General features: G+C 58.0%; 17 protein-coding genes. 5 read left to right on the top strand and 12 right to left on the bottom strand.

Annotation, left to right across the window (positions count from 1 at the left end; translation table 11 throughout):
- The first annotated feature begins 9 nt into the window (after positions 1-9).
- Genes asnB through LVW35_RS08005 form a run of 4 tightly spaced genes read left to right on the top strand, consistent with a single transcriptional unit; the run spans position 10 to position 5,439 of the window.
- A complete protein-coding gene (gene asnB, locus LVW35_RS08020) occupies positions 10-1,956 on the top strand; it encodes an asparagine synthase (glutamine-hydrolyzing) (protein ID WP_233894674.1) in 1,947 nt (648 codons plus the stop codon).
- A gap of 30 nt (positions 1,957-1,986) precedes the next feature.
- On the top strand, positions 1,987-3,270 hold the full coding sequence (locus tag LVW35_RS08015; protein ID WP_233894672.1) for a nucleotide sugar dehydrogenase: 1,284 nt from the start codon (positions 1,987-1,989) through the stop codon (positions 3,268-3,270).
- Positions 3,271-3,281: 11 nt separating this feature from the next.
- Positions 3,282-4,322 carry an NAD-dependent epimerase/dehydratase family protein gene (locus tag LVW35_RS08010; RefSeq protein ID WP_233894670.1) on the top strand — a complete coding sequence of 347 codons (1,041 nt, stop codon included), beginning with the start codon at positions 3,282-3,284 and terminating at the stop codon, positions 4,320-4,322.
- Positions 4,315-5,439 (top strand): glycosyltransferase family 4 protein, encoded by a 1,125-nt coding sequence (locus LVW35_RS08005; RefSeq protein ID WP_233894668.1) that lies wholly within the window; start codon positions 4,315-4,317, stop codon positions 5,437-5,439. Before LVW35_RS08010 ends, LVW35_RS08005 begins: the two co-directional genes overlap by 8 nt.
- 40 nt (positions 5,440-5,479) lie before the next feature.
- Here LVW35_RS08005 and LVW35_RS08000 read toward each other — a convergent pair whose 3' ends face one another.
- The 12 genes from LVW35_RS08000 to mtnA form a co-directional block, all read right to left on the bottom strand.
- Positions 5,480-5,728 carry a lipopolysaccharide assembly protein LapA domain-containing protein gene (locus LVW35_RS08000; protein WP_233894666.1) on the bottom strand — a complete coding sequence of 83 codons (249 nt, stop codon included), beginning with the start codon at positions 5,726-5,728 and terminating at the stop codon, positions 5,480-5,482.
- 9 nt (positions 5,729-5,737) lie between these two features.
- Positions 5,738-6,031, bottom strand: a complete 294-nt coding sequence (gene ihfB, locus LVW35_RS07995) for an integration host factor subunit beta (RefSeq protein ID WP_115486009.1) — start codon at positions 6,029-6,031, stop codon at positions 5,738-5,740.
- Between the two features lie 148 nt (positions 6,032-6,179).
- A complete protein-coding gene (locus tag LVW35_RS07990) occupies positions 6,180-6,842 on the bottom strand; it encodes an acetyltransferase (RefSeq protein ID WP_233894665.1) in 663 nt (220 codons plus the stop codon).
- Between the two features lie 128 nt (positions 6,843-6,970).
- Positions 6,971-7,252, bottom strand: a complete 282-nt coding sequence (locus tag LVW35_RS07985; protein ID WP_233894664.1) for a hypothetical protein — start codon at positions 7,250-7,252, stop codon at positions 6,971-6,973.
- Between the two features lie 152 nt (positions 7,253-7,404).
- Positions 7,405-9,090 carry a 30S ribosomal protein S1 gene (gene rpsA, locus LVW35_RS07980; protein WP_233894663.1) on the bottom strand — a complete coding sequence of 562 codons (1,686 nt, stop codon included), beginning with the start codon at positions 9,088-9,090 and terminating at the stop codon, positions 7,405-7,407.
- 120 nt (positions 9,091-9,210) lie between these two features.
- Positions 9,211-9,900 carry a (d)CMP kinase gene (cmk, locus tag LVW35_RS07975; protein ID WP_233894662.1) on the bottom strand — a complete coding sequence of 230 codons (690 nt, stop codon included), beginning with the start codon at positions 9,898-9,900 and terminating at the stop codon, positions 9,211-9,213.
- The gene (locus LVW35_RS07970; RefSeq protein ID WP_233896428.1) at positions 9,897-12,107 is read right to left on the bottom strand and encodes a bifunctional prephenate dehydrogenase/3-phosphoshikimate 1-carboxyvinyltransferase; all 2,211 of its coding nucleotides are present in this window, start codon (positions 12,105-12,107) and stop codon (positions 9,897-9,899) included. The genes cmk and LVW35_RS07970 overlap by 4 nt, the downstream gene beginning before the upstream one ends.
- Before the next feature lie 28 nt (positions 12,108-12,135).
- Positions 12,136-13,248: a histidinol-phosphate transaminase gene (gene hisC / locus LVW35_RS07965; protein ID WP_233894661.1), complete on the bottom strand. Its 1,113-nt coding sequence runs from the start codon at positions 13,246-13,248 to the stop codon at positions 12,136-12,138.
- Between the two features lie 9 nt (positions 13,249-13,257).
- Complete coding sequence (gene pheA, locus LVW35_RS07960) at positions 13,258-14,352, bottom strand: prephenate dehydratase (protein ID WP_003172650.1); 1,095 nt, start codon at positions 14,350-14,352, stop codon at positions 13,258-13,260.
- Complete coding sequence (gene serC, locus LVW35_RS07955; RefSeq protein WP_233894659.1) at positions 14,352-15,437, bottom strand: 3-phosphoserine/phosphohydroxythreonine transaminase; 1,086 nt, start codon at positions 15,435-15,437, stop codon at positions 14,352-14,354. The genes pheA and serC overlap by 1 nt, the downstream gene beginning before the upstream one ends.
- Before the next feature lie 111 nt (positions 15,438-15,548).
- Entirely contained in the window at positions 15,549-18,203 is a 2,655-nt protein-coding gene (gyrA, locus tag LVW35_RS07950; RefSeq protein ID WP_028619469.1) for a DNA gyrase subunit A, read from the bottom strand.
- 303 nt (positions 18,204-18,506) lie between these two features.
- Positions 18,507-19,583: an S-methyl-5-thioribose-1-phosphate isomerase gene (gene mtnA, locus LVW35_RS07945; protein ID WP_233894657.1), complete on the bottom strand. Its 1,077-nt coding sequence runs from the start codon at positions 19,581-19,583 to the stop codon at positions 18,507-18,509.
- 109 nt (positions 19,584-19,692) lie between these two features.
- Here mtnA and LVW35_RS07940 point away from each other — a divergent pair, with 109 nt between their 5' ends.
- Positions 19,693-21,024: a TRZ/ATZ family hydrolase gene (locus LVW35_RS07940; RefSeq protein WP_233894655.1), complete on the top strand. Its 1,332-nt coding sequence runs from the start codon at positions 19,693-19,695 to the stop codon at positions 21,022-21,024.
- The last annotated feature ends 62 nt before the right edge of the window (positions 21,025-21,086 follow it).

Below are 21,086 nucleotides of genomic sequence, written 5' to 3'. Positions count from 1 at the left end.
GATTGCTCCATGTGCGGTATCGCAGGGTTCTGGCACCCTAATAGCCAAGGCAGGTATGACGGCTCATCAGCCCTGACCCGCATGACCAACGCCATTCTTCGCCGCGGCCCCGATGACGCCGGAGCTTGGGACAATAACGCCGGCTTGTTCTTGGGGCATCGCCGCCTTGCGATTGTCGACCCCACATCGGCCGGGCATCAGCCAATGGAGTCGCCACAAGGGCGCTACGTTATTATTTTCAACGGTGAGATCTACAACTTCGAGGCACTGCGTCGAGAAATTGATACCGCACGCTCGACACCTGTGTCTTGGCGTGGCCACTCAGACACCGAAGTCATATTGGCGGCATTCGAGCAATGGGGCATTCAGGCCTCCCTGCGCAAACTGGTTGGCATGTTCTCGATAGCAGTATGGGACCAGACCCAAGAAACCCTCACACTGGCGCGCGATCGCATCGGTGAAAAACCTCTCTATTACGGGCTGAGCCAAGGCGCGCTGCTCTTCGGCTCGGAACTACAGGCGCTTGAAGCGCATCCGAACTTTAGCGCGGTTGTTTCACGCGACAGCCTCGCGCTACTCCTTAAATATGCATATGTGCCTGCACCACACTCCATTTACGAAGGGATTTTCAAACTACCCGCCGGGACTTACCTGGAGCTCAAGTCAATTGACCTTGAAAATGGCAACGTCGGCACACCACAAGCCTATTGGGAACTCCCGAGCGCGCAAACCCAAGGCGGTTTTTCTCTTTCCGATACAGAAGCAGTGGACCAACTTCAAGAATTGATGGGTGCAACAATACGTGACCAGATGGTTGCCGATGTCCCGCTGGGGGCGTTCTTGTCTGGCGGCATCGATTCAACCCTGATTGTCAGCCTGATGCAGTCGCTGTCCTCCCAGCAGATCAAGACCTACACGATCGGTTTCGATAACCCGGGATACAACGAAGCTGAGCACGCGAAAGCAGTCGCTCGCCACCTGGGCACCGACCACACTGAACTCTACGTGTCCGGAGCAGACGCACTGGCCGTCATATCAAAGCTGCCTGAGATTTACAGCGAACCTTTTGCCGATTCGTCGCAGATTCCGACTTACCTGGTTTCTCAATTGGCACGCAACCATGTCACGGTCAGCCTGTCCGGCGATGCGGGCGACGAATTGTTCGGCGGGTACAATCGCTACCAATACTTACCTGGCGTGTGGAAAAAACTGGGCCGCGTCCCGGGCCCCGCACGCAGGCTGGCAGCCCGAATGATAGAGTCCACTTCTCCGGATCGCTGGAACTCCATTGCCACCGCATTAAGCCCATTCACTCCGGCCCGCCTGCGTGTAAGGCTACCCGGAGACAAGCTTCACAAGCTGGCCAGTGTCATGCGGCATGACTCGCCCAGCCAAATGTATGACCGAGTCGTATCGCAATGGCAAAATGCATCTGAAGCCGTGATAGGCGCCTCCCAGCTTCGCGGCCCGGCGCCTGTCGGAGACAGCGACTTTGCATCCTGGATGATGCGCCAGGACACGATGACTTATCTGCCAGATGACATTCTTACCAAGGTGGACCGAGCCGCGATGGCGGTAAGTCTGGAAACGCGCGTGCCCTTTCTGGATCATCGGATCGTCGAATTTGCTTCGTCGCTGCCGCTGTCACTGAAAATCCGTAATGGCAGCACCAAATGGATATTGCGCCAGTTACTTTATCGCTATGTGCCGCGAGAAATGATTGAACGTCCGAAAATGGGCTTTGGTATTCCACTGCACGAATGGCTTCGAGGCCCCTTGCGCGAATGGGCTGACGCTTTGCTGGATCCGCAAAGGCTGGCCAGTGAAGGCTATTTTGTACCGGGAATGATCCAAGCCGTGTGGGAAAAACACTTACGAGGCCAAGGAAACTACCAGCACCAGCTGTGGCCGGTGCTCATGTTCCAGGCGTGGCTCGATCAAAAACGAGCTATCTGAAAACAGATTTCATCTATTAAAGGAAACCCCATGTATCCGAGAAAGGTATCAGTGGTCGGACTGGGCTATGTAGGCCTGCCTGTGGCCGTAGCGTTCGGCAAACACGGCCCGGTAATCGGTTTCGATATCAACGAAAGTCGGCTGGAAGAGCTTCGCGCCGGAAATGATCGTACCAATGAAGTGAGCCACAACGAATTGGGTGAGGCGCAAATCGAATTCACCAGCAAGCCAGGTGTTCTCGCCAAAGCGGATTTCCATATCGTTGCCGTACCCACACCGATAGACGACGCTCATCAGCCGGACTTGACGCCGGTAGTGAAAGCCTCGGAAAGCGTAGGCAAAGCACTTAAGCAGGGTGACATCGTCGTCTATGAATCTACCGTCTACCCAGGTGTGACCGAAGATATCTGCGTGCCAATTCTTGAGCGCATATCAGGCTTGAAGTGCGGTACCGATTTCACCGTGGGCTACAGCCCAGAACGAATCAATCCGGGCGATAAAGAGCACACATTCACCAAGATTAAAAAAGTGGTATCCGGACAAGACGCTGCCACCCTCGAAATTGTCGCTGACGTATACAGCTCTGTAGTGACCGCCGGCGTTTACAAAGCGGCCTCTATCAAAGTGGCCGAAGCAGCCAAAGTGATCGAAAACACTCAGCGCGACCTTAATATCGCACTGATGAACGAGCTGGCATTGATTTTCGACCGCATGGGTATCGATACTCTGGACGTCCTGGAAGCCGCCGGTACCAAGTGGAACTTCCTGAAATTCAAGCCAGGCCTGGTCGGCGGTCACTGCATCGGCGTCGACCCTTACTACTTGACGCACAAGGCTGAAAAACTTGGCTACATTCCACAAGTTATTCTAGCGGGCCGTCGTATCAACGATAGTATGGGCGCCTTTATTGCACAACAAGCCATCAAGCAGATGATTCATGCTGGTCATCCAATTGCAGGCGCCGTCGTCACAGTACTTGGCCTGACCTTCAAAGAAAATTGCCCTGATCTACGTAACTCTCGGGTCATCGACATCATTCGTGAACTGGAAGAGTTCGACGTCAAGGTACAAGTCTTCGATCCTCAGGCCGACTCAGTAGAAGCGCTGCATGAATATGGTGTCACGCTGCTTCCCCTCAACGAACTCAAGCCAGCCGCGGCCGTCGTGGTTGCTGTTGCGCATGACGCATATGCCAAATGGGCATCTGAAGACTACTTGAAGCTGATGCACAACGCGCCTGTCGTCATTGATGTGAAAGGCGTTTGCGACGGCCCCGCCCTGGAGAGCGCCGGTGCACGCTTCTGGCGCCTGTAATGGAGAATGACATGAATGCATACGAGACACTGCGCCAGGAATTGGCAGCTTCGCCACGCAGTTGGCTTATCACCGGCGTCGCGGGCTTCATCGGCTCAAACTTGCTGGAAACCCTCCTCAAACTGAATCAGCGCGTAATCGGCCTGGACAACTTCGAAACGGGCCATCAACGTAATCTCGATTTGGTTCAAGGCGCGGTTTCCGACTCTGCATGGGCGAGATTTACGTTTGTAGAAGGCGATATACGCAAGCTGGAAGACTGCCAGCAAGCCCTGGAACACGGTGCCGACTTCGTCCTTCACCAAGCGGCATTAGGCAGCGTGCCTCGCTCACTTGAAGACCCCATTCGAACCAATGGCACCAACGTTGACGGGTTCCTGAACATGCTGGTAGCAAGCCGAGACGCCAAGGTAAAGCGTTTCGTATATGCCGCATCGAGCTCAACTTATGGCGACCACCCTGCCCTGCCCAAGGTCGAGGAGCATATTGGTCGTCCACTCTCTCCTTACGCTGTCACCAAATACGTCAACGAGCTGTATGCGGATGTATTTGCACGCTGCTATGGACTGCAAACTATAGGTCTACGGTACTTCAACGTATTTGGCCCTAGACAGGACCCTGACGGCGCATACGCAGCCGTGATCCCGAAATGGTTTGGAGCGTTACTGCGCGGTGAGTCTATTCACATCAATGGTGACGGCGAAACCAGCCGTGACTTTTGCTACATCGCCAATACCGTCCAGGCCAATTTGCTCGCGGCTACGACGCAAAATACCGACGCTGTTAATCAGGTTTTCAACGTTGCCGTGGGCGACCGGACAACACTGAATGACCTGTTCGTCCATATCCGGGGACTCGCTGGCGCTGTCCAACCAGCACTCAGCAGTGCGACACCTGTCTACTGTGATTTCAGAGCGGCCGACGTACGCCATTCCCAGGCAGACATCAGCAAAGCCCAAAACCTGTTAGGTTATGCGCCGACTCATCGTATTGCCGCTGGCCTACAGGACTCTGCCACCTATTACACGGCGCACGTAGGTAAGCATGTCTAAAATTGTCGTAATCGCCGGGTTTGCCGAATCACTGATCCGGTTTCGCGGTGATCTTCTGAGCGCGATGCGAGCGAACGGTCATGAAGTTGCCGCCATCGCACCGGAAAACGATGACTCCGTACGCAAACGGCTTGCCGACAAAGGGGTGGAGTACCACGTCGTACCGATGGCCCGTGCGGGTCTGAATCCCTTTGCCGACTTGCGCTACTTGCTGCAACTCAGCCAATGCCTGCGCAAGATAAAGCCTGATGTGGTGCTGGCCTATACAATCAAACCAGTGGTTTACGGCCTGCCTGCGGCTCGCTTGGCAGGCATAAAGCGCCGTTATGCACTGATTACAGGTCTGGGATACGCATTCACCGATGCCGAAGCAAGCTTCAGTCGCAACCTTGTCAAACGGGTCGCCTCTGGCCTGTATAAATTTGGATTGCGCTTTGCGACAGGTTTGTTCTTCCAAAATCCGGATGACCAAAAACTGTTCAAGGACCGAGGACTATCCCGCGAAAATGTTCCGACTTTGGTTGTTAATGGTTCGGGAGTGGATACTGACAGCTTTCCGGTAGCACCACTGCCGGAGCAACCAAGCTTTCTGTTTGTAGGCCGGGTACTACGGGATAAGGGGGTGGTCGAGTACGCAGAAGCAGCACGGTTGCTCAAACCTATCTATCCACATGCTACTTTTCATTTGGTCGGGCCGATGGACTCAAATCCATCCGGTATAAGCGAAAAGATGATTTCATCTTGGGAGAAAGAGGGCCTTATTCAATACCACGGCGCTGTCAGTGACGTGAAGCCCCATATTGCCGCCTGCAGCGTGTTTGTACTGCCATCCTACCGTGAGGGGACACCACGCTCGGTATTGGAGGCTATGTCCTGTGCTCGAGCGATTGTCACTACTGATGCACCTGGATGCCGTGAAACTGTAATAGAGGGTGAAAACGGCTATCTCGTTAAACCTCGCGACTCAGCCGATCTTGCCAAAGCAATGGGACGGCTGGCAAGCTCAAGAGAATTGCGCGAACGAATGGGTAGAGCGAGCCGTGAATTGGCGGAACAGAAGTATGATGTCCATCGCGTAAACGCAATCATGATTGCAGCAATGGAACTGCGCGGTTAGACAACGTCAATTCTAAAGTCAGCCTGTGCAAGTAGGCGAACTACTTGCGCGGGCGTTTATTATTACGACGAACAATCATAACACCCCACAAAGGCCCTAACAGCAGCCCCAGTAAGAAGGCCGCCATAACATAAAATGATACGGGCAATGAAGGCGCAGACCACCCTGTAAACGTTAAAGAAACAGGCTGCTGATTCTCAAGTGAGAATAACAGGGTAACCACCAGCACTGCCAAAACGACCAGTAGCAGAGATAAGTTCCTAACTAAACGCACACGATTACTCCTCATCCAGCTCTATTAAATCGGCTCCTCATCCTCATTGACTCGATCCCGCAGCTCCTTGCCAGGCTTGAAGTGAGGCACAAACTTGCCATCGAGACTAACGGACTGACCTGTCTTGGGATTACGCCCCACACGGGGTGCCCGATAATGCAGCGAAAAGCTACCAAACCCGCGAATCTCAATCCGATCCCCAGTAGCCAAACACTGAGACATTTGTTCAAGCATAGTCTTGATAGCCAGCTCTACATCCTTGGATGAAAGCAGCCCTTGATGGGTGACAATTCGTTCGATCAACTCCGACTTCGTCATATTTTTCCCTTCTTTTTCAAGCAGCTAGGAAAAGCGCTTTGAAGGTTTTAGCATGACCCGCAGATTTTGAACAGCCCAAAAACTCACTAATCTTTCACAAGCCTGCCTTCAAGCCCCACGACGCGCGAGCAGTTGAATCAAAACCTCTTCAAAGATACTTGTCGGCCTTCTGCCTTGACCTGATTTTTTTTGCCGGTACCCCATAGGCAACCGCAAAAGGGTCAATGTCGCTCAAAACCATCGAGTTACCGCCGACCACTGCGTGCTCACCCACAGTGATCCCGTGGCGCAAATTCGCACCGATGCCAATAGCTGAGTGACTTCCTATTCGGCAGTTCCCCCCTGTTGTTACGGCTGGAGCCAAGCTGGAAAAATCCTCCATCACCGAGTCGTGATCCAGTGAGGCCTTGGTGTTAATAATACAAAACCGTCCCACCTCACAGCAGGGATTCACCACCGCACCCGCCATAACGACGGTTCCAGCCCCAATGATCACGCCTTTGCCAATACTGGCGTTTGGATGAATAGCACAAACAAAGGGTAATTTCGGGCACAACTCCGAGAGAGATTTATATACCTTTTCACGAACGTTATTGTCACCAATAGCAATAATGGCTCCCTCAACGGAGTGCTCAACCAGAAGCCTTGGAAGGTCTGATTCACACCCGATAACAGGATAGCCAAGACTCTCTTCACCCACGCCCTTGAAGGAATCAATCAGCCCCACCACCAAATACAGCGCCTGCTTTTCAACTATGTCCAAAATGACCTTGGCATGGCCCGAAGAACCTATTATCACAATCTTTTGCATACCAGCTCACCTAACACTCAACCCCGCTACCCAGTACACCTTATCACTAAGTCTGGTGCCTCCCGAGAGCGATTAGTATTCCTTTCCACTCTCCAATCACCGCCATTGACTAAGCATTAAAGTCTCACTTAATTACAAATTACCAACATCGTCCTGGTCACCGCACCCGCCGGATTCCAACCAAACAGGTAGCCACCCTCCTCTTCGTTGGCATCACTGGACTTTGTCACCACTTTGTAGCCTTGCATCCTGCACTCACGATCCGCACGCTTCTCGCACTTCTCCCAGCTCGAGCCTAGCCCCGAGCAGTCTATTTGGACGCCACTGACGCCATGCCGCGCGTGCGTTTTGGCGCTGGCAGCGCACCCTGCAAGTATCGCCAATGCGAGCATTAGAAAAAGCTTGTTCATTCAAATCCTTACTAAATCAGCAACGTGGGAACGATCTCCCAAAGACTATAGTCAGTTCTGACCTTGAGCTATACGCCTTGGTTCTTAGCTACTGATTCAACAAGCACAAAAAAGGGCGACCGAGGTCGCCCTTTTTTACAGCTTTACAGAACTTAGTTCTGCTTAGCCATTGCTTCGCGCAGCAGGGAGGCCATGGTGGTCTCGCCAGTTGCAGCTTCCGGAGCCGATTTCAGGCTCTGGATTGCTTCTTTCTCTTCAACTTCGTCTTTCGACTTGATGGAGAGTTGGATTACGCGGCTCTTGCGGTCAACACTGATGATCTTGGCTTCTACTTCCTGGCCTTCTTTCAGAACGTTGCGCGCGTCTTCAACGCGGTCACGGCTGATTTCGGAGGCTTTCAGCGTTGCTTCGATATCGTCGGCCAGAGTGATGATGGCGCCTTTAGCGTCAACTTCTTTCACAGTGCCTTTGACGATTGCGCCTTTGTCGTTGTCCTGAACGTATTCAGAGAACGGGTCGCTTTCCAGCTGCTTGATACCCAGGGAGATGCGCTCGCGCTCTGGGTCAACCGACAGGATAACGGTGTCCAGCTCGTCGCCCTTCTTGAAACGACGAACAGCTTCTTCGCCCACTTCGTTCCAGGAGATGTCGGACAGGTGAACCAGGCCGTCGATGCCGCCGTCCAGACCAATGAAGATACCGAAATCGGTGATCGACTTGATGGTGCCGGAGATTTTATCGCCCTTGTTGAACTGGCCAGAGAAATCTTCCCACGGGTTAGATTTGCACTGCTTGATGCCCAGGGAGATACGACGACGCTCTTCGTCGATGTCCAGAACCATAACTTCCACTTCGTCGCCGACTTGTACGACTTTCGAAGGGTGGATGTTCTTGTTGGTCCAGTCCATTTCGGAAACGTGTACCAGGCCTTCCACGCCTTCTTCCAGCTCAGCGAAGCAGCCGTAGTCGGTCAGGTTGGTAACACGCGCGGTTACACGAGTGCTTTCTGGGTAACGGGCTTTGATAGCAACCCATGGATCTTCACCCAGTTGCTTCAGGCCCAGAGAAACACGGTTGCGCTCGCGATCGTATTTCAGAACCTTGACATCGATCTCGTCGCCAACGTTGACGATCTCGGAAGGATGCTTGATACGCTTCCAAGCCATGTCGGTAATGTGCAGCAGGCCATCCACGCCACCCAGATCGACGAATGCGCCGTAGTCGGTGAGGTTTTTGACGATACCTTTGACTTGTTGGCCTTCCTGCAGGGATTCCAGCAGAGCTTCACGCTCGGCGGAGTTCTCTGCTTCCAGAACGCTGCGACGGGAAACGACAACGTTGTTGCGTTTCTGATCGAGTTTGATGACCTTGAATTCGAGTTCTTTGCCTTCCAGGTGCGTGGTGTCGCGCACAGGACGAACGTCGACCAAAGAACCTGGCAGGAACGCACGGATGCCGTTAACGTCGACAGTGAAGCCGCCTTTAACCTTACCGTTGATAACGCCCTTGACCACTTCTTCAGCTGCGAAGGCTGCTTCGAGAACAATCCAGCATTCAGCGCGCTTGGCTTTTTCACGGGACAGCTTGGTTTCACCGAAACCGTCTTCAACCGAGTCCAGAGCAACGTGAACTTCGTCACCGACATTGATTGTCAGATCACCAGCATCGTTGTAGAACTGTTCCAGCGGGATCAGAGCTTCAGACTTCAGACCAGCGTGAACGGTTACCCAGCGAGCCTGGTAATCGATATCAACGATAACACCGGTGATGATGGAGCCTGCCTGAAGGTTCAGGGTTTTTAGGCTTTCTTCAAAGAGTTCCGCAAAGCTTTCGCTCATTTTAATTCCTGTTGATAAGGGCGAAGAATACGCCCATCTCCACACCCCAGACGGTGTGGGTCAGTTTCAGTTAAAAGAAGCCACCGCAGGACTATGACTGGTCCCCTGCGGCCTTCTTGATCACCCGGCGATATCGCGAATGGCGATTTCACTCAAGATGCGTTCCAGCACCTGGTCGATGGACAGCTCCGTGGAATCCAGCTGTATGGCATCAGCCGCCGGCTTGAGCGGGGCTACTGCGCGCTGGGTATCACGCTCATCGCGTGCACGGATCTCATCTAGCAGACTCGACAGACTAACACCATCGACTTTGCCCTTCAACTGCAAGTAGCGGCGGCGAGCCCGCTCCTCGGCGCTGGCGGTCAGGAAAATCTTCAGCGGCGCTTCGGGAAACACCACGGTGCCCATATCGCGGCCATCAGCCACCAGGCCTGGCGGCTCCTGAAATGCGCGCTGACGCTGCAGCAGCGCATCACGCACGGCCGGCAGCGCGGCAACCTGGGAAGCCCAGGAGCCGACTTGTTCGTTGCGCAGGTCATCCGTTACATCGTCCCCTTCGAGGATGATGCGCTGGGGATGACCTTCCGTCGCGCCGACGAACTGCACATCAAGGTGCGCAGCCAGCAGCTTCAGGGATTCTTCATTGGTCAGGTCGACGCCATGGTTGCGTGCGGCGAATGCCAGCAGGCGGTACAGCGCGCCTGAATCCAGCAGGCACCAGCCCAGGCGCTTGGCCAGGATGCCGGCGATCGTGCCTTTGCCCGAGCCGCTTGGCCCGTCGATGGTAATCACCGGTGCTTTGATATTCACAATTGAGCCTCTTGGGCAACACGGATGCCGACGTGGGCACACAGTGTTAGAAAATTCGGAAAAGACGTAGCTACATTGGCGCAGTCACGGATACGAATCGGTGCCGCCGCCCGCAGGGAAGCCACGCTGAATGCCATGGCAATTCGGTGATCGCCATGGGCATGCACTTCGCCACCGCCCATCAGGCCACCGTCAATGATAATCCCATCGGCGGTCGGTTCGCACTTCACGCCCAGTGCCAGCAGACCATCGGCCATGACCTGGATACGGTCAGACTCCTTCACACGCAGCTCTTGAGCCCCACGCAACACGGTTCGCCCTTCGGCACAGGCCGCTGCGACAAACAACACCGGAAACTCATCAATTGCCAACGGCACCAGCGCCTCGGGAATATCGATCCCCTTCAACGACGCCGCACGCACTCGCAAGTCTGCAACAGGTTCGCCGCCGACTTCGCGCTGGTTTTCCAGGGTGATATCCGCCCCCATCAACCGCAGGATATCGATCACCCCGGTGCGCGTCGGGTTAACGCCAACATGCTCAAGCAACAGTTCGGACCCCTCGGCAATCGAAGCCGCCACCAGGAAGAACGCCGAAGAAGAAATATCCCCCGGCACTTCTATATGGGTAGCCGTCAATGCATGGCCCGACGCAAGCGAAGCCGTCGCGCCCTCCACCATCACCGGGTAACCGAAGCCGCGCAACATCCGCTCGGTATGGTCACGGGTCGGCGCAGGCTCGGTCACCGCAGTTTCACCTTCAGCGTACAACCCAGCCAACAATAGGCAGGATTTAACCTGGGCACTGGCCATCGGCATGGCGTAATTCAGGCCCTTCAACGCTTGACCGCCACGGATCGTCAGCGGCGGACACCCTTGCGGCCCCGTCTCGATCACCGCGCCCATTTCCCGCAGCGGCTTGGCCACGCGACTCATCGGACGCTTGGACAGGGACGCATCGCCAGTCAACACACTGTCAAAGCTCTGCGCCGCCAGTAAACCGGACAGCAGGCGCATGGAGGTGCCAGAGTTACCGAGATAAATCGGCCCCGGCGCTGGCTTCAAGCCCTGCAACCCCACGCCATGAATGGTGACGCGCCCATGGTGCGGCCCTTCGATCACCACGCCCATATCGCGAAACGCCTGCAAGGTCGCCAGGGCGTCTTCGCCTTCCAGGAAACCCTCGACCTCGGTCACACCCTCAGCCAACGAACCCAGCATGATCGAGCGATGGGAGATCGACTTGTCGCCCGGCACCCGAATGCGCCCGCTCAGGCGGCCACCCGGTTCGGCGAGGAAGGTCAGCTCATCAGCGTTCACAGCGGTTTCCATGTAGGCCCGGCGCGCCAGGATCTTGCTGAAATGCTCACGCGCCACCCGCGCCCGGGTGAACACGCCCAATAATTGATGGCCATCTCCAGCATCAACCGCGTCGCGCAAAGCGTCGAGGTCACTGCGAAAAGTGTCCAGGGTGCGCAACACCGCTTCGCGATTGGCGAGGAAGATGTCGTGCCACATCACCGGGTCGCTGCCGGCAATCCGCGTGAAGTCACGGAAGCCACCGGCGGCGTAACGGAAAATATCGAGGTTTTCGTTGCGTTTGGCCAGGGAATCCACCAGGCCAAATGCCAGTAAATGCGGCAGATGACTGGTCGCGGCCAGCACTTCATCGTGACGCTCGACCTGCATATGCTCGACATCCGCACCCAGCTCACGCCACAGACGATCCACCACCGCCAGTGCAGCCGAATCGGTTTGCTCCAGCGGGGTCAGGATGACTTTGTGGCGACGAAATAGCTGCGCGTTGGACGCCTCCACCCCGCTCTGCTCGGAACCGGCAATCGGATGCCCCGGCACGAAGCGGGCCGGCATACCACCAAAGGCCAGTTGCGCAGCGCGCACCACATTGCCTTTGGCACTGCCAACATCCGTCAGGATCGCCTGGCCCAGGTCCATGCCCGCCAACACGGCCAGCAACTTCTCCATGGCCAGGATCGGCACGGCCAGTTGGATCACGTCAGCGTCCTGGCACGCGAGCGCCAGGTCCGCCTCACAGCGATCCACCACCCCCAACTCAACCGCTAATTTGCGCGATTGCGGGTCCAGGTCCACACCGACCACTTCGCCACACAGCCCGCTTTCACGCAGGCCTTTGGCGAAGGAGCCACCGATCAACCCCAGACCGACCACCACCAGGCGACCGATCATAGGCACAGCAGGTTGCAATGCAGTGACATCAACCACGGGCCAGAACCTTGGCCAGCGCCTCCAGGAAGCGTGCGTTTTCAGCCGGCAGACCGATGGTGATGCGCAGGTGATTCGGCATGCCGTAGTTGGCGGTCGGACGCACGATTACGCCTTCGCGCAACAGGCCCTGGAATACCGGCGCAGCCACTTGGCCGAGGTCAACACAGATGAAATTGCCCTTGGACGGAATCCAGCCCAGGCCCAACTCACGGAAGCCGTCCTGCAACTGCAGCATGCCGCTTTCGTTGATGCGACGGCCTTCTTCCAGGTACTCGGCATCTTTCACCGCCGCACAAGCAGCCGCCAGGGCGAGGCTGTTGACGTTGAACGGCTGACGCACACGGTTCAGCACATCGGCCACTACGGCGGTGGACAGGCCATAGCCGACCCGCAGCGACGCCAGGCCATAGGCCTTGGAAAAAGTGCGTGAAACCAGCAGATTCGGGTACGCCGCCAGGAAATCCAGGCCGTCGGGCAGGTCGTCACCCTCTGCGTATTCGATGTACGCCTCGTCCAACACTACCAGCACACTTTCCGGCACATCCTGCAGGAAGTCATTCAGTGCCTGCGCATCGAACCATGTGCCGGTCGGGTTGTTCGGGTTGGCGATAAAGACCACGCGGGTTTGTGCATCGATGGCCGCCAGCATGGCCGGCAGGTCGTGGCCCCAGTCTTTCGCCGGGACCACTTTCGCATCAGCACCGACCGCCTGGGTCACGATTGGATAGACCGCAAACGCGTGCTCGCTGAACACCGCGTTCAAGCCAGGCGCCAGGTACGCACGGCCAACCAGCTCGAGAATGTCGTTGGAGCCGTTGCCCAGGGTAACCTGATTCAGCTCGACCCGGCACTTTTCCGCCAACAGGGACTTCAGGGCAAAACCGTTGCCGTCGGGGTAGCGGGTCAGTTCAGCCAGTTCTTCACGGATCGCCGCCAACACCTTCGGGCTCGGGCCCAGCGGGTTTTCGTTACTGGCCAGCTTGACGATATTCGCCGGATCCAGGTTCAACTCACGCGCCAGCTCGTCTACAGGCTTGCCCGGAACGTAAGGCGACAGTTGTTGCACGCCCGGCTGAGCCAGGGCGAGGAAGTTGCCACTCATGTTAAAGCCTCACAAAACCGCTTTCGGGTAAGAGCCCAGCACCTTGAGTGCCACGGCTTCCTGACTGATTTTCTCCAGCACACCTTTGACCAGCGGGTCGCGGTGGTGGCCGATGAAGTCGATAAAGAACACGTAGGTCCATTTACCGCTGCGCGAAGGACGCGTCTCGATGCGCGTCAGGTCAATCCCGTTGTCATGGAACGGCACCAGCAGCTCATGCAGCGCGCCGGGCTTGTTGCTCATGGAGACGATGATGGAGGTCTTGTCGTCGCCGGTCGGCGGCACTTCCTGGCTACCGATCATCAGGAAGCGCGTGGAGTTGTCCGGGCGGTCCTCGATTTTCTCGGCCAGGCGCGTCAGGCCGTACAGGCCCGCCGCCATATCACCGGCGATCGCCGCCGAGTTCCACTCACCCTTGACCCGCTTGGCTGCCTCGGCGTTGCTGGAGACCGCCACGCGCTCGACGTTCGGGTAATGCGCGTCCAGCCACTTGCGGCACTGGGCCAGGGACTGGGCGTGAGAGTAGATGCGGCTGATGCTGTCGGTCTTGGTGTTTTCACCCACCAGCAGGTGGTGGTGGATGCGCAGTTCGACTTCGCCGCAGATCACCATGTCATGTTCGAGGAAGCTATCCAACGTGTGGTTGACCGCACCCTCGGTGGAGTTTTCCACCGGCACAACGCCAAAATTCACCGCACCGGCCGCCACTTCGCGAAATACTTCATCGATTGCCGCCATTGGCTTGCTGATCACCGCGTGACCGAAGTGCTTCATGGCCGCCGCTTGAGTGAAGGTGCCCTCCGGACCGAGGTAGGCCACTTTCAGCGGCTGCTCCAGCGCCAGGCACGAGGACATGATTTCGCGGAACAACCGCGCCATCTCTTCGTTGCCCAGCGGGCCCTTGTTACGCTCCATCACGCGCTTGAGCACCTGGGCCTCACGCTCGGGACGGTAGAACACCGGCACTTCGCCTTCCGCCAGGGACGCCATCTTCACACGCGCCACTTCCTGCGCGCACCGCGCGCGCTCACTGATCAGCTCGAGGACTTTCTCGTCCAGGCTGTCAATGCGCACGCGCAGAGCCTTGAGTTCTTGCTCAGACATCAGCCATGCTCCTTTTCGAACTCTGCCATGTAGGCAACCAGCGCGTTGATCGCGTGGATGTCGACAGCGTTGTAGATGGAGGCGCGCATGCCACCGACCGAACGGTGACCCTTGAGGTTCAGCAGGCCGCGCTCGTCGGCACCGGCCAGGAACGGCTTGTCCAGGCGGTCGTCCGCCAGACGGAACGGCACGTTCATCCACGAGCGGTCGGCCAGGTTGATCGGGTTGCTGTACAGGCCGCTGGCGTCGATGAAGTCGTACAGGGTGCGCTTCTTCACTTCGTTGAGCTGGCCCATGGCGGCGACACCGCCCTGCTCTTTCAGCCACTCGAAGACCAGGCCGGACAGGTACCAGGCAAACGCCGGCGGGGTGTTGTACATCGAGCCGTTATCGGCCGCGACCTTGTAGTTGAGCATGGTCGGGCACAGCGAACGGGCACGCCCCAGCAGGTCTTCGCGGATGATGTTGACCAGGATGCCGCTCGGGCCGATGTTCTTCTGCGCGCCGGCGTAGATCATGCCGTACTTGGACACATCGACAGGACGCGAGAGGATGTCCGAGGACATGTCGCACACCAGCGGAACGTCGCCGACTTCCGGCACCCAGTCAAACTCCAGGCCGCCGATGGTTTCGTTCGCGACGTAGTGCACGTAGGCAGCGTCTTTCGACAGCTTCCACTCGTTCTGACCGGGAATGGCGAAGTAGTCGTACGGCTTGGCGGTACCCGCGACATTGACGTGACCGTAACGGGAAGCCTCTTCAATGGCCTTCTGGCCCCAAATACCCGTGTCGATATAGTCGGCCGTCCCGTCTTCCGGCAGCAAGTTCAGCGGGAGCTGGGCGAACTGCTGGCTGGCGCCGCCTTGCAGGAACAGCACTTTGTAGTTGGAGGGGATGTCCAGCAAGTCGCGCAGATCCTGCTCGGCCTTGGTGGCGATGGACACGAACTCATCGCTGCGATGGCTCATTTCCATCACGGAGAGGCCCTTTCCATGCCAGTCGAGGAGTTCACCCTGCGCACGCTGCAGGACTGCTTCAGGAAGCGCCGCGGGACCGGCACAGAAGTTATAGGCTCTCTTGCTCACATCCAATCTCACTCTGATCTGGTGGGGTGGTGCAATAAACGGGTGTTTCAATATTTTCAGAAGGGACAAACAACAAGGGGGCGAATCTTCATCCGCCCCCTGTGTGTCCGCTTATTCCTGCGGCTCTTCTTCGTCTGCGGCAGCGTCGAGGGTTGGCTCGTCGACGTTGTCATCGCCTGCTGCGATCACCTCGCCGTCAAACTCCTCGCCTTCCAGCTCTTCGCCTTCGACTTCCGATGGCTCCTGGACACGCTCCAGACCAACCAGTTTTTCGTCCTTGGCCAGCTTGATCAGGGTCACGCCCTGGGTGTTACGGCCCAGGCTCGACACTTCAGCCACTCGGGTACGTACCAGGGTGCCCTGGTCGGAAATCAACATGATTTCCTCGCCATCGAGTACCTGCACCGCGCCGACCAGACGGCCGTTGCGATCGTTGCTGACCATGGCGATCACGCCCTGGCCGCCACGCTTGTACTCCGGGAACTCGCTGATGGCCGTACGCTTGCCATACCCACGCTCGGAAGCGGTGAGGATCTGGCTGCCTTCTTCCGGGATCAGCATCGAAATCAGCTTCTGGCCTTCCGGCAGGCGCATGCCGCGTACACCGCGAGCCGTACGGCCCATGGCGCGAACGTCGGATTCCTTGAAGCGCGTGACCTTGCCGCCGTCGGAGAACAGCATGACCTCGCGCTCGCCATCGGTGATGGCCGCGGAGATCAGCACGTCGCCTTCGTCCAGTTCCAGGGCGATCAGGCCCACACTGCGCTGACGGCTGAAGGATTCCAGCGGGGTCTTCTTCACGGTGCCTTTGGCGGTGGCCATGAAGATGAAGTGACCTTCGGTGTATTCCTCGACCGGCAGCATGGTGGTGATGTATTCATCACTGTCCAACGGCAGCAGGTTGACCAGCGGACGACCACGGGCAGCGCGGGAGGCTTCCGGGATTTCGTAGGTCTTGAGCCAGTACACCTTGCCCTTGCTGGAGAACAGCAACAGCGTGGTGTGGCTGTTGGCGACCAGTAGGTGAGCGATGTAGTCCTCATCCTTCACACCGGTAGCCGATTTACCCTTACCGCCACGACGCTGGGCCTGGTACGCAGCCAATGGCTGGGTCTTGGCATAGCCACCGTGGGAGATGGTCACCACGCGTTCTTCTTCCGGGATCATGTCACCCAGGGTCAGATCGAGGCGCGCATCGAGTATCTCGGTGCGGCGCACATCGCCGTATTCGGCGCGGATCACTTCCAGTTCTTCGCGGATCACTTCCATCAGGCGCACGGCGCTGCTGAGGATGCGGATCAACTCGCCGATCTGGTTGAGGATCTCCTGGTACTCGGCCAGCAGCTTCTCGTGCTCCAGGCCGGTCAGACGGTGCAGGCGCAGTTCCAGGATGGCCTGGGCCTGTTCCGGCGACAGGAAATACTTGCCTTCGCGCAGGCCGTATTGCGGATCCAGGGTCTCTGGACGGCACGAATCGGCGCCGGCACGTTCAACCATGGCCACCACGGCGCTGGATTCCCAAGGCGTGCTGATCAGCGCTTCCTTGGCTTCCGACGGCGTTGGCGAGGCCTTGATCAGGGCGATTACCGGGTCGATATTCGACAACGCAACGGCCTGGCCTTCCAGGATGTGGCCGCGCTCGCGGGCCTTGCGCAGTTCGAACACGGTACGGCGGGTGACCACTTCGCGACGGTGACGGACGAAGGCTTCCAGCAGATCCTTGAGGTTCAGGATGCGCGGGCGACCGTCGATCAGCGCAACCACGTTGATACCAAACACGCTTTGCAGCTGGGTCTGGGCGTAGAGGTTGTTGAGGATCACCTCGGGCACTTCGCCACGACGCAGCTCGATCACCACGCGCATACCGTCTTTGTCGGACTCGTCGCGCAGCTCGGTGATGCCTTCAAGCTTCTTCTCTTTGACCAGCTCGGCGATCTTCTCGATCAGACGCGCCTTGTTCAGCTGGTACGGCAGCTCGGTGATGACGATCTGCTGACGGCCACCGACCTTGTCGATGTCTTCAATGATCGAGCGGGCGCGCATGTAAATGCGGCCGCGACCGGTGCGGTAGGCTTCGATGATGCCGGCGCGACCGTTGATGATCGCGGCGGTCGGGAAGTCCGGACCCGGGATGTATTGCATCAGCTCATCGACGGTCAGCTCGGGGTTGTCGATGAGGGCCAGGCAACCGTCGATGACTTCACCGAGGTTGTGCGGCGGGATGTTGGTCGCCATGCCCACGGCGATACCGCTGGAACCGTTGACCAGCAGGTTGGGGATCTTGGTCGGCATGACCGCCGGGATCATTTCGGTGCCGTCGTAGTTCGGCACCCAGTCCACGGTTTCTTTATGCAGGTCGGCCAGCAGCTCGTGCGCCAGCTTGGTCATACGTACTTCGGTGTATCGCATGGCCGCGGCGTTGTCGCCGTCCACCGAACCGAAGTTGCCCTGGCCGTCTACCAGCAGGTAGCGCAGGGAAAACGGCTGGGCCATCCGAACGATGGTGTCGTACACCGCAGTGTCGCCGTGGGGGTGATACTTACCGATCACGTCACCGACAACACGGGCAGATTTCTTGTACGGCTTGTTCCAGTCGTTACCCAGCTCGCTCATCGCGAACAGCACACGCCGGTGCACGGGCTTCAAGCCATCGCGCGCATCAGGCAGTGCCCGACCGACAATTACGCTCATCGCGTAGTCGAGGTAGGACTGTTTCAGCTCGTCTTCGATATTGACCGGGAGGATTTCTTTGGCCAGTTCGCCCATGAGAAGCCTGATTCCTTTTTCGGGTGAAACCTCGTCACATCCATATGGGACGAACGAAGCTCGCCGTCGCCGACGAAGTGCCTGACAACGACTTACGACAAATCAACGAGTTATGACACGGATCTGCACGTTATAGGCCACCCCTCGGGGCAGCCCTGGAAACCGCCGGATGTTATCACAATCGCCGCCACGCACCTATCCCCCTGATGCGCATGGAGGCTAGTAATTTGACGGATGACAGGCTTGAAGGGGACGAGAGGGGCTCAGAGCCGGATCCAAGCCCGATCTCGAAGGCAAATTGGCTTAGTGCAGACGCTTTCGGCACATCAACTTGGCCAGCTTGGCAGTGTCCGGCCGTTCGACCACGCCTTTTTCGGTCACGATCACGTCGATCAGGTCGGCAGGAGTCACGTCAAACACCGGGTTGTAGGCGCTTACATCGGCGGCGAAACGCTGGCCGGCGACTTCCAGCAACTCACCCGTGTCGCGCTCTTCCAAGGCAACATCATCGCCAGTGGCCATCATCAGGTCCAGGGTCGAACTCGGCGCCACCACCATGAAACGCACCCCGTGGTGCATCGCGCACACCGCCAATTGGTAAGTGCCGATCTTGCTGATCACGTCACCATTGGCGGCAATGCAATCGGCGCCAACGATCACCCAGGTCACACCCTTGGTCTTGAGGATATGCGCGCCGGCCGAATCGGCATTCACCGTCACCGGGATGCCCTCACCCGCCAGCTCCCAGGCGGTCAGCCGCGAACCTTGCAGCCATGGCCGGGTTTCATTGGCGTAGACCTGCTCGACCATGCCTTCCAGATAGGCCGCACGAATCACCCCGAGCGCCGTACCGACACCGCCGGTCGCCAGGGCGCCAGCGTTGCCGTGGGTGAGGATCGCCTGGGCATTGCCCTGGTGCCTGCGGATCAGTTCGACACCCAGTTGGGCCATGGTGAGGTTGGCTTCGCGGTCACTTTCATGGATGGCGATGGCTTCGGCCTCCAGCACCGCCAAAGGATCGGCGTGCTTTTTGACGCGATCCAGGCGGTCGCGCATGCGCTTGAGCGCCCAGAACAGGTTCGACGCAGTCGGTCGGGCATCGGCCAACAGTGCGTAGTCTTCTTCCCATGCGGCCTGCCAGTCACCGCCCTCGGCGATCCGCTCACGGGCGGCCAGCACCAGGCCATACGCTGCGCTGATGCCAATGGCCGGGGCGCCGCGTACCACCATCGAACGAATGGCGGCTGCCACCTCATCGACCGTAGAGCAGGCCACCCAGCTTTCCCGGGACGGCAAGGCACGCTGATCGAGCAGGTACAGCGCGCCATCACGCCAATCGATGGCCTTCACTTTCTCCGCTGCCAACAGTCGATCGCGCATCCCTTACTCCGCACTCATAAACAAAGCCGCCGATTATAGCGATCCGCCAGCCAGGACGCTCGGGTATACTTCGCCCTTCTTTATATAGCTGCCTGGGAAGAAGCCTGCGATGACCGCCACTGCCGCCCCACTCGACTTATTGTTGCTGCCAACCTGGCTGGTACCTGTCGAACCCGCTGGCGTGGTGCTCAAGGAGCACGGCCTGGGCATCCGCGACGGGCGCATTGCCTTCATCGGGCCAAGGGCCGCAGCCTTGAAGCTGGCGGCCCACGAAGTGCGCGAACTGCCCGGCATACTGCTCAGCCCCGGCCTGATCAACGCCCACGGACACGCGGCGATGAGCCTGTTTCGCGGCCTGGCCGACGACCTGCCACTGATGACCTGGCTGGAAAAACACATCTGGCCCGCCGAGGCCAAGTGGGTCGATGAAGCCTTCGTTCGCGACGGCACCGACCTGGCCATCGCCGAGCAGCTCAAAGGCGGCATCACCTGCTTCTCCGACATGTACTTCTACCCCAAGGTCGCCAGTGACTGCGTGCACAACAGCGGCATGCGCGCGCAGATCGCGATCCCGATCCTGGACTTCCCGATTCCCGGCGCCGGCACGCCCGATGAGGCGATCCGCCAGGGTGTCGAGCTTTTTAGCGACCTCAAGCACCACCCGCGCATCAAAATCACCTTCGGCCCGCACGCGCCCTATACCGTGTGTGACGACAACCTGGAGAAAATCCGGGTGATCGCCGAAGAGCTGGACGCTGCGATCCATATGCATGTTCACGAAACCGCCTTTGAAGTGCAGCAAGCTGTCGAGCAGACTGGCGAACGGCCATTAGCACGCCTGGGTCGCCTCGGGCTGCTGGGGCCGCGCTTCCAGGCCGTTCATATGACCCAAATCAGCGAGGATGACCTGGCTTTGCTGGTAGAAAGCAACACCAACATTGTCCATTGCCCGGAATCCAACCTGAAACTGGCCAGTGGCTTTTGCCCGGTGGAGCGTCTGTGGCAGGCTGGTGTGAACGTGGCGATCGGCACGGATGGCGCCGCCAGCAACAACGACCTCGACTTGCTGGGTGAAACCCGCACAGCAGCGATGCTGGCCAAGGCAGTCGCCGGTTCGGCCACCGCACTGGATGCCCATCGTGCCCTGCGCATGGCCACCCTCAACGGCGCGCGAGCCATGGGCCTGGACAGCGAGATTGGCTCGCTGGAGGTCGGCAAGGCGGCGGATATCGTCGCCTTCGATCTGTCGGGGCTGGCGCAACAACCGATTTACGATCCGGTCTCACAGCTTATATATGCCACCGGACGCGATTGCGTGAAACACCTTTGGGTCGCCGGCAAGCAGCTGCTCGACGATCGGCGATTGGCCCGCATGGATGAACAACAGTTGACCGCCACGGCCATCGCCTGGGGCCAACGCATCAGCGGGCACAGCGAATAACGAAGGTTTTGAACCCCTGGGCTCAGGACCGACCCAACGATTTATCAGGTTTAGAGGATTCA

Origin of the sequence: Pseudomonas sp. HN11 (assembly GCF_021390155.1) — a bacterium.
Taxonomy (GTDB): Bacteria; Pseudomonadota; Gammaproteobacteria; order Pseudomonadales; family Pseudomonadaceae; genus Aquipseudomonas.
Note: the sequence above shows the minus strand (reverse complement) of the source record. Positions and strands in the feature narration are given on the sequence as shown.

What these genes read in the sequence shown, in the direction of transcription:
- LVW35_RS07990 (WP_233894665.1), bottom strand. Translation starts at nt 6,842, where the DNA reads ATGCAAAAGATTGTGATAATAGGTTCTTCGGGCCATGCCAAGGTCATT.
- LVW35_RS07970 (WP_233896428.1), bottom strand. Translation starts at nt 12,107, where the DNA reads ATGATCGGTCGCCTGGTGGTGGTCGGTCTGGGGTTGATCGGTGGCTCC.
- mtnA (WP_233894657.1), bottom strand. Translation starts at nt 19,583, where the DNA reads ATGCGCGATCGACTGTTGGCAGCGGAGAAAGTGAAGGCCATCGATTGG.
- LVW35_RS08000 (WP_233894666.1), bottom strand. Translation starts at nt 5,728, where the DNA reads ATGAGGAGTAATCGTGTGCGTTTAGTTAGGAACTTATCTCTGCTACTG.
- asnB (WP_233894674.1), top strand. Translation starts at nt 10, where the DNA reads ATGTGCGGTATCGCAGGGTTCTGGCACCCTAATAGCCAAGGCAGGTAT.
- rpsA (WP_233894663.1), bottom strand. Translation starts at nt 9,090, where the DNA reads ATGAGCGAAAGCTTTGCGGAACTCTTTGAAGAAAGCCTAAAAACCCTG.
- LVW35_RS08015 (WP_233894672.1), top strand. Translation starts at nt 1,987, where the DNA reads ATGTATCCGAGAAAGGTATCAGTGGTCGGACTGGGCTATGTAGGCCTG.
- gyrA (WP_028619469.1), bottom strand. Translation starts at nt 18,203, where the DNA reads ATGGGCGAACTGGCCAAAGAAATCCTCCCGGTCAATATCGAAGACGAG.
- LVW35_RS07985 (WP_233894664.1), bottom strand. Translation starts at nt 7,252, where the DNA reads ATGAACAAGCTTTTTCTAATGCTCGCATTGGCGATACTTGCAGGGTGC.
- pheA (WP_003172650.1), bottom strand. Translation starts at nt 14,352, where the DNA reads ATGTCTGAGCAAGAACTCAAGGCTCTGCGCGTGCGCATTGACAGCCTG.
- LVW35_RS08010 (WP_233894670.1), top strand. Translation starts at nt 3,282, where the DNA reads ATGAATGCATACGAGACACTGCGCCAGGAATTGGCAGCTTCGCCACGC.
- LVW35_RS08005 (WP_233894668.1), top strand. Translation starts at nt 4,315, where the DNA reads ATGTCTAAAATTGTCGTAATCGCCGGGTTTGCCGAATCACTGATCCGG.
- hisC (WP_233894661.1), bottom strand. Translation starts at nt 13,248, where the DNA reads ATGAGTGGCAACTTCCTCGCCCTGGCTCAGCCGGGCGTGCAACAACTG.
- ihfB (WP_115486009.1), bottom strand. Translation starts at nt 6,031, where the DNA reads ATGACGAAGTCGGAGTTGATCGAACGAATTGTCACCCATCAAGGGCTG.
- LVW35_RS07940 (WP_233894655.1), top strand. Translation starts at nt 19,693, where the DNA reads ATGACCGCCACTGCCGCCCCACTCGACTTATTGTTGCTGCCAACCTGG.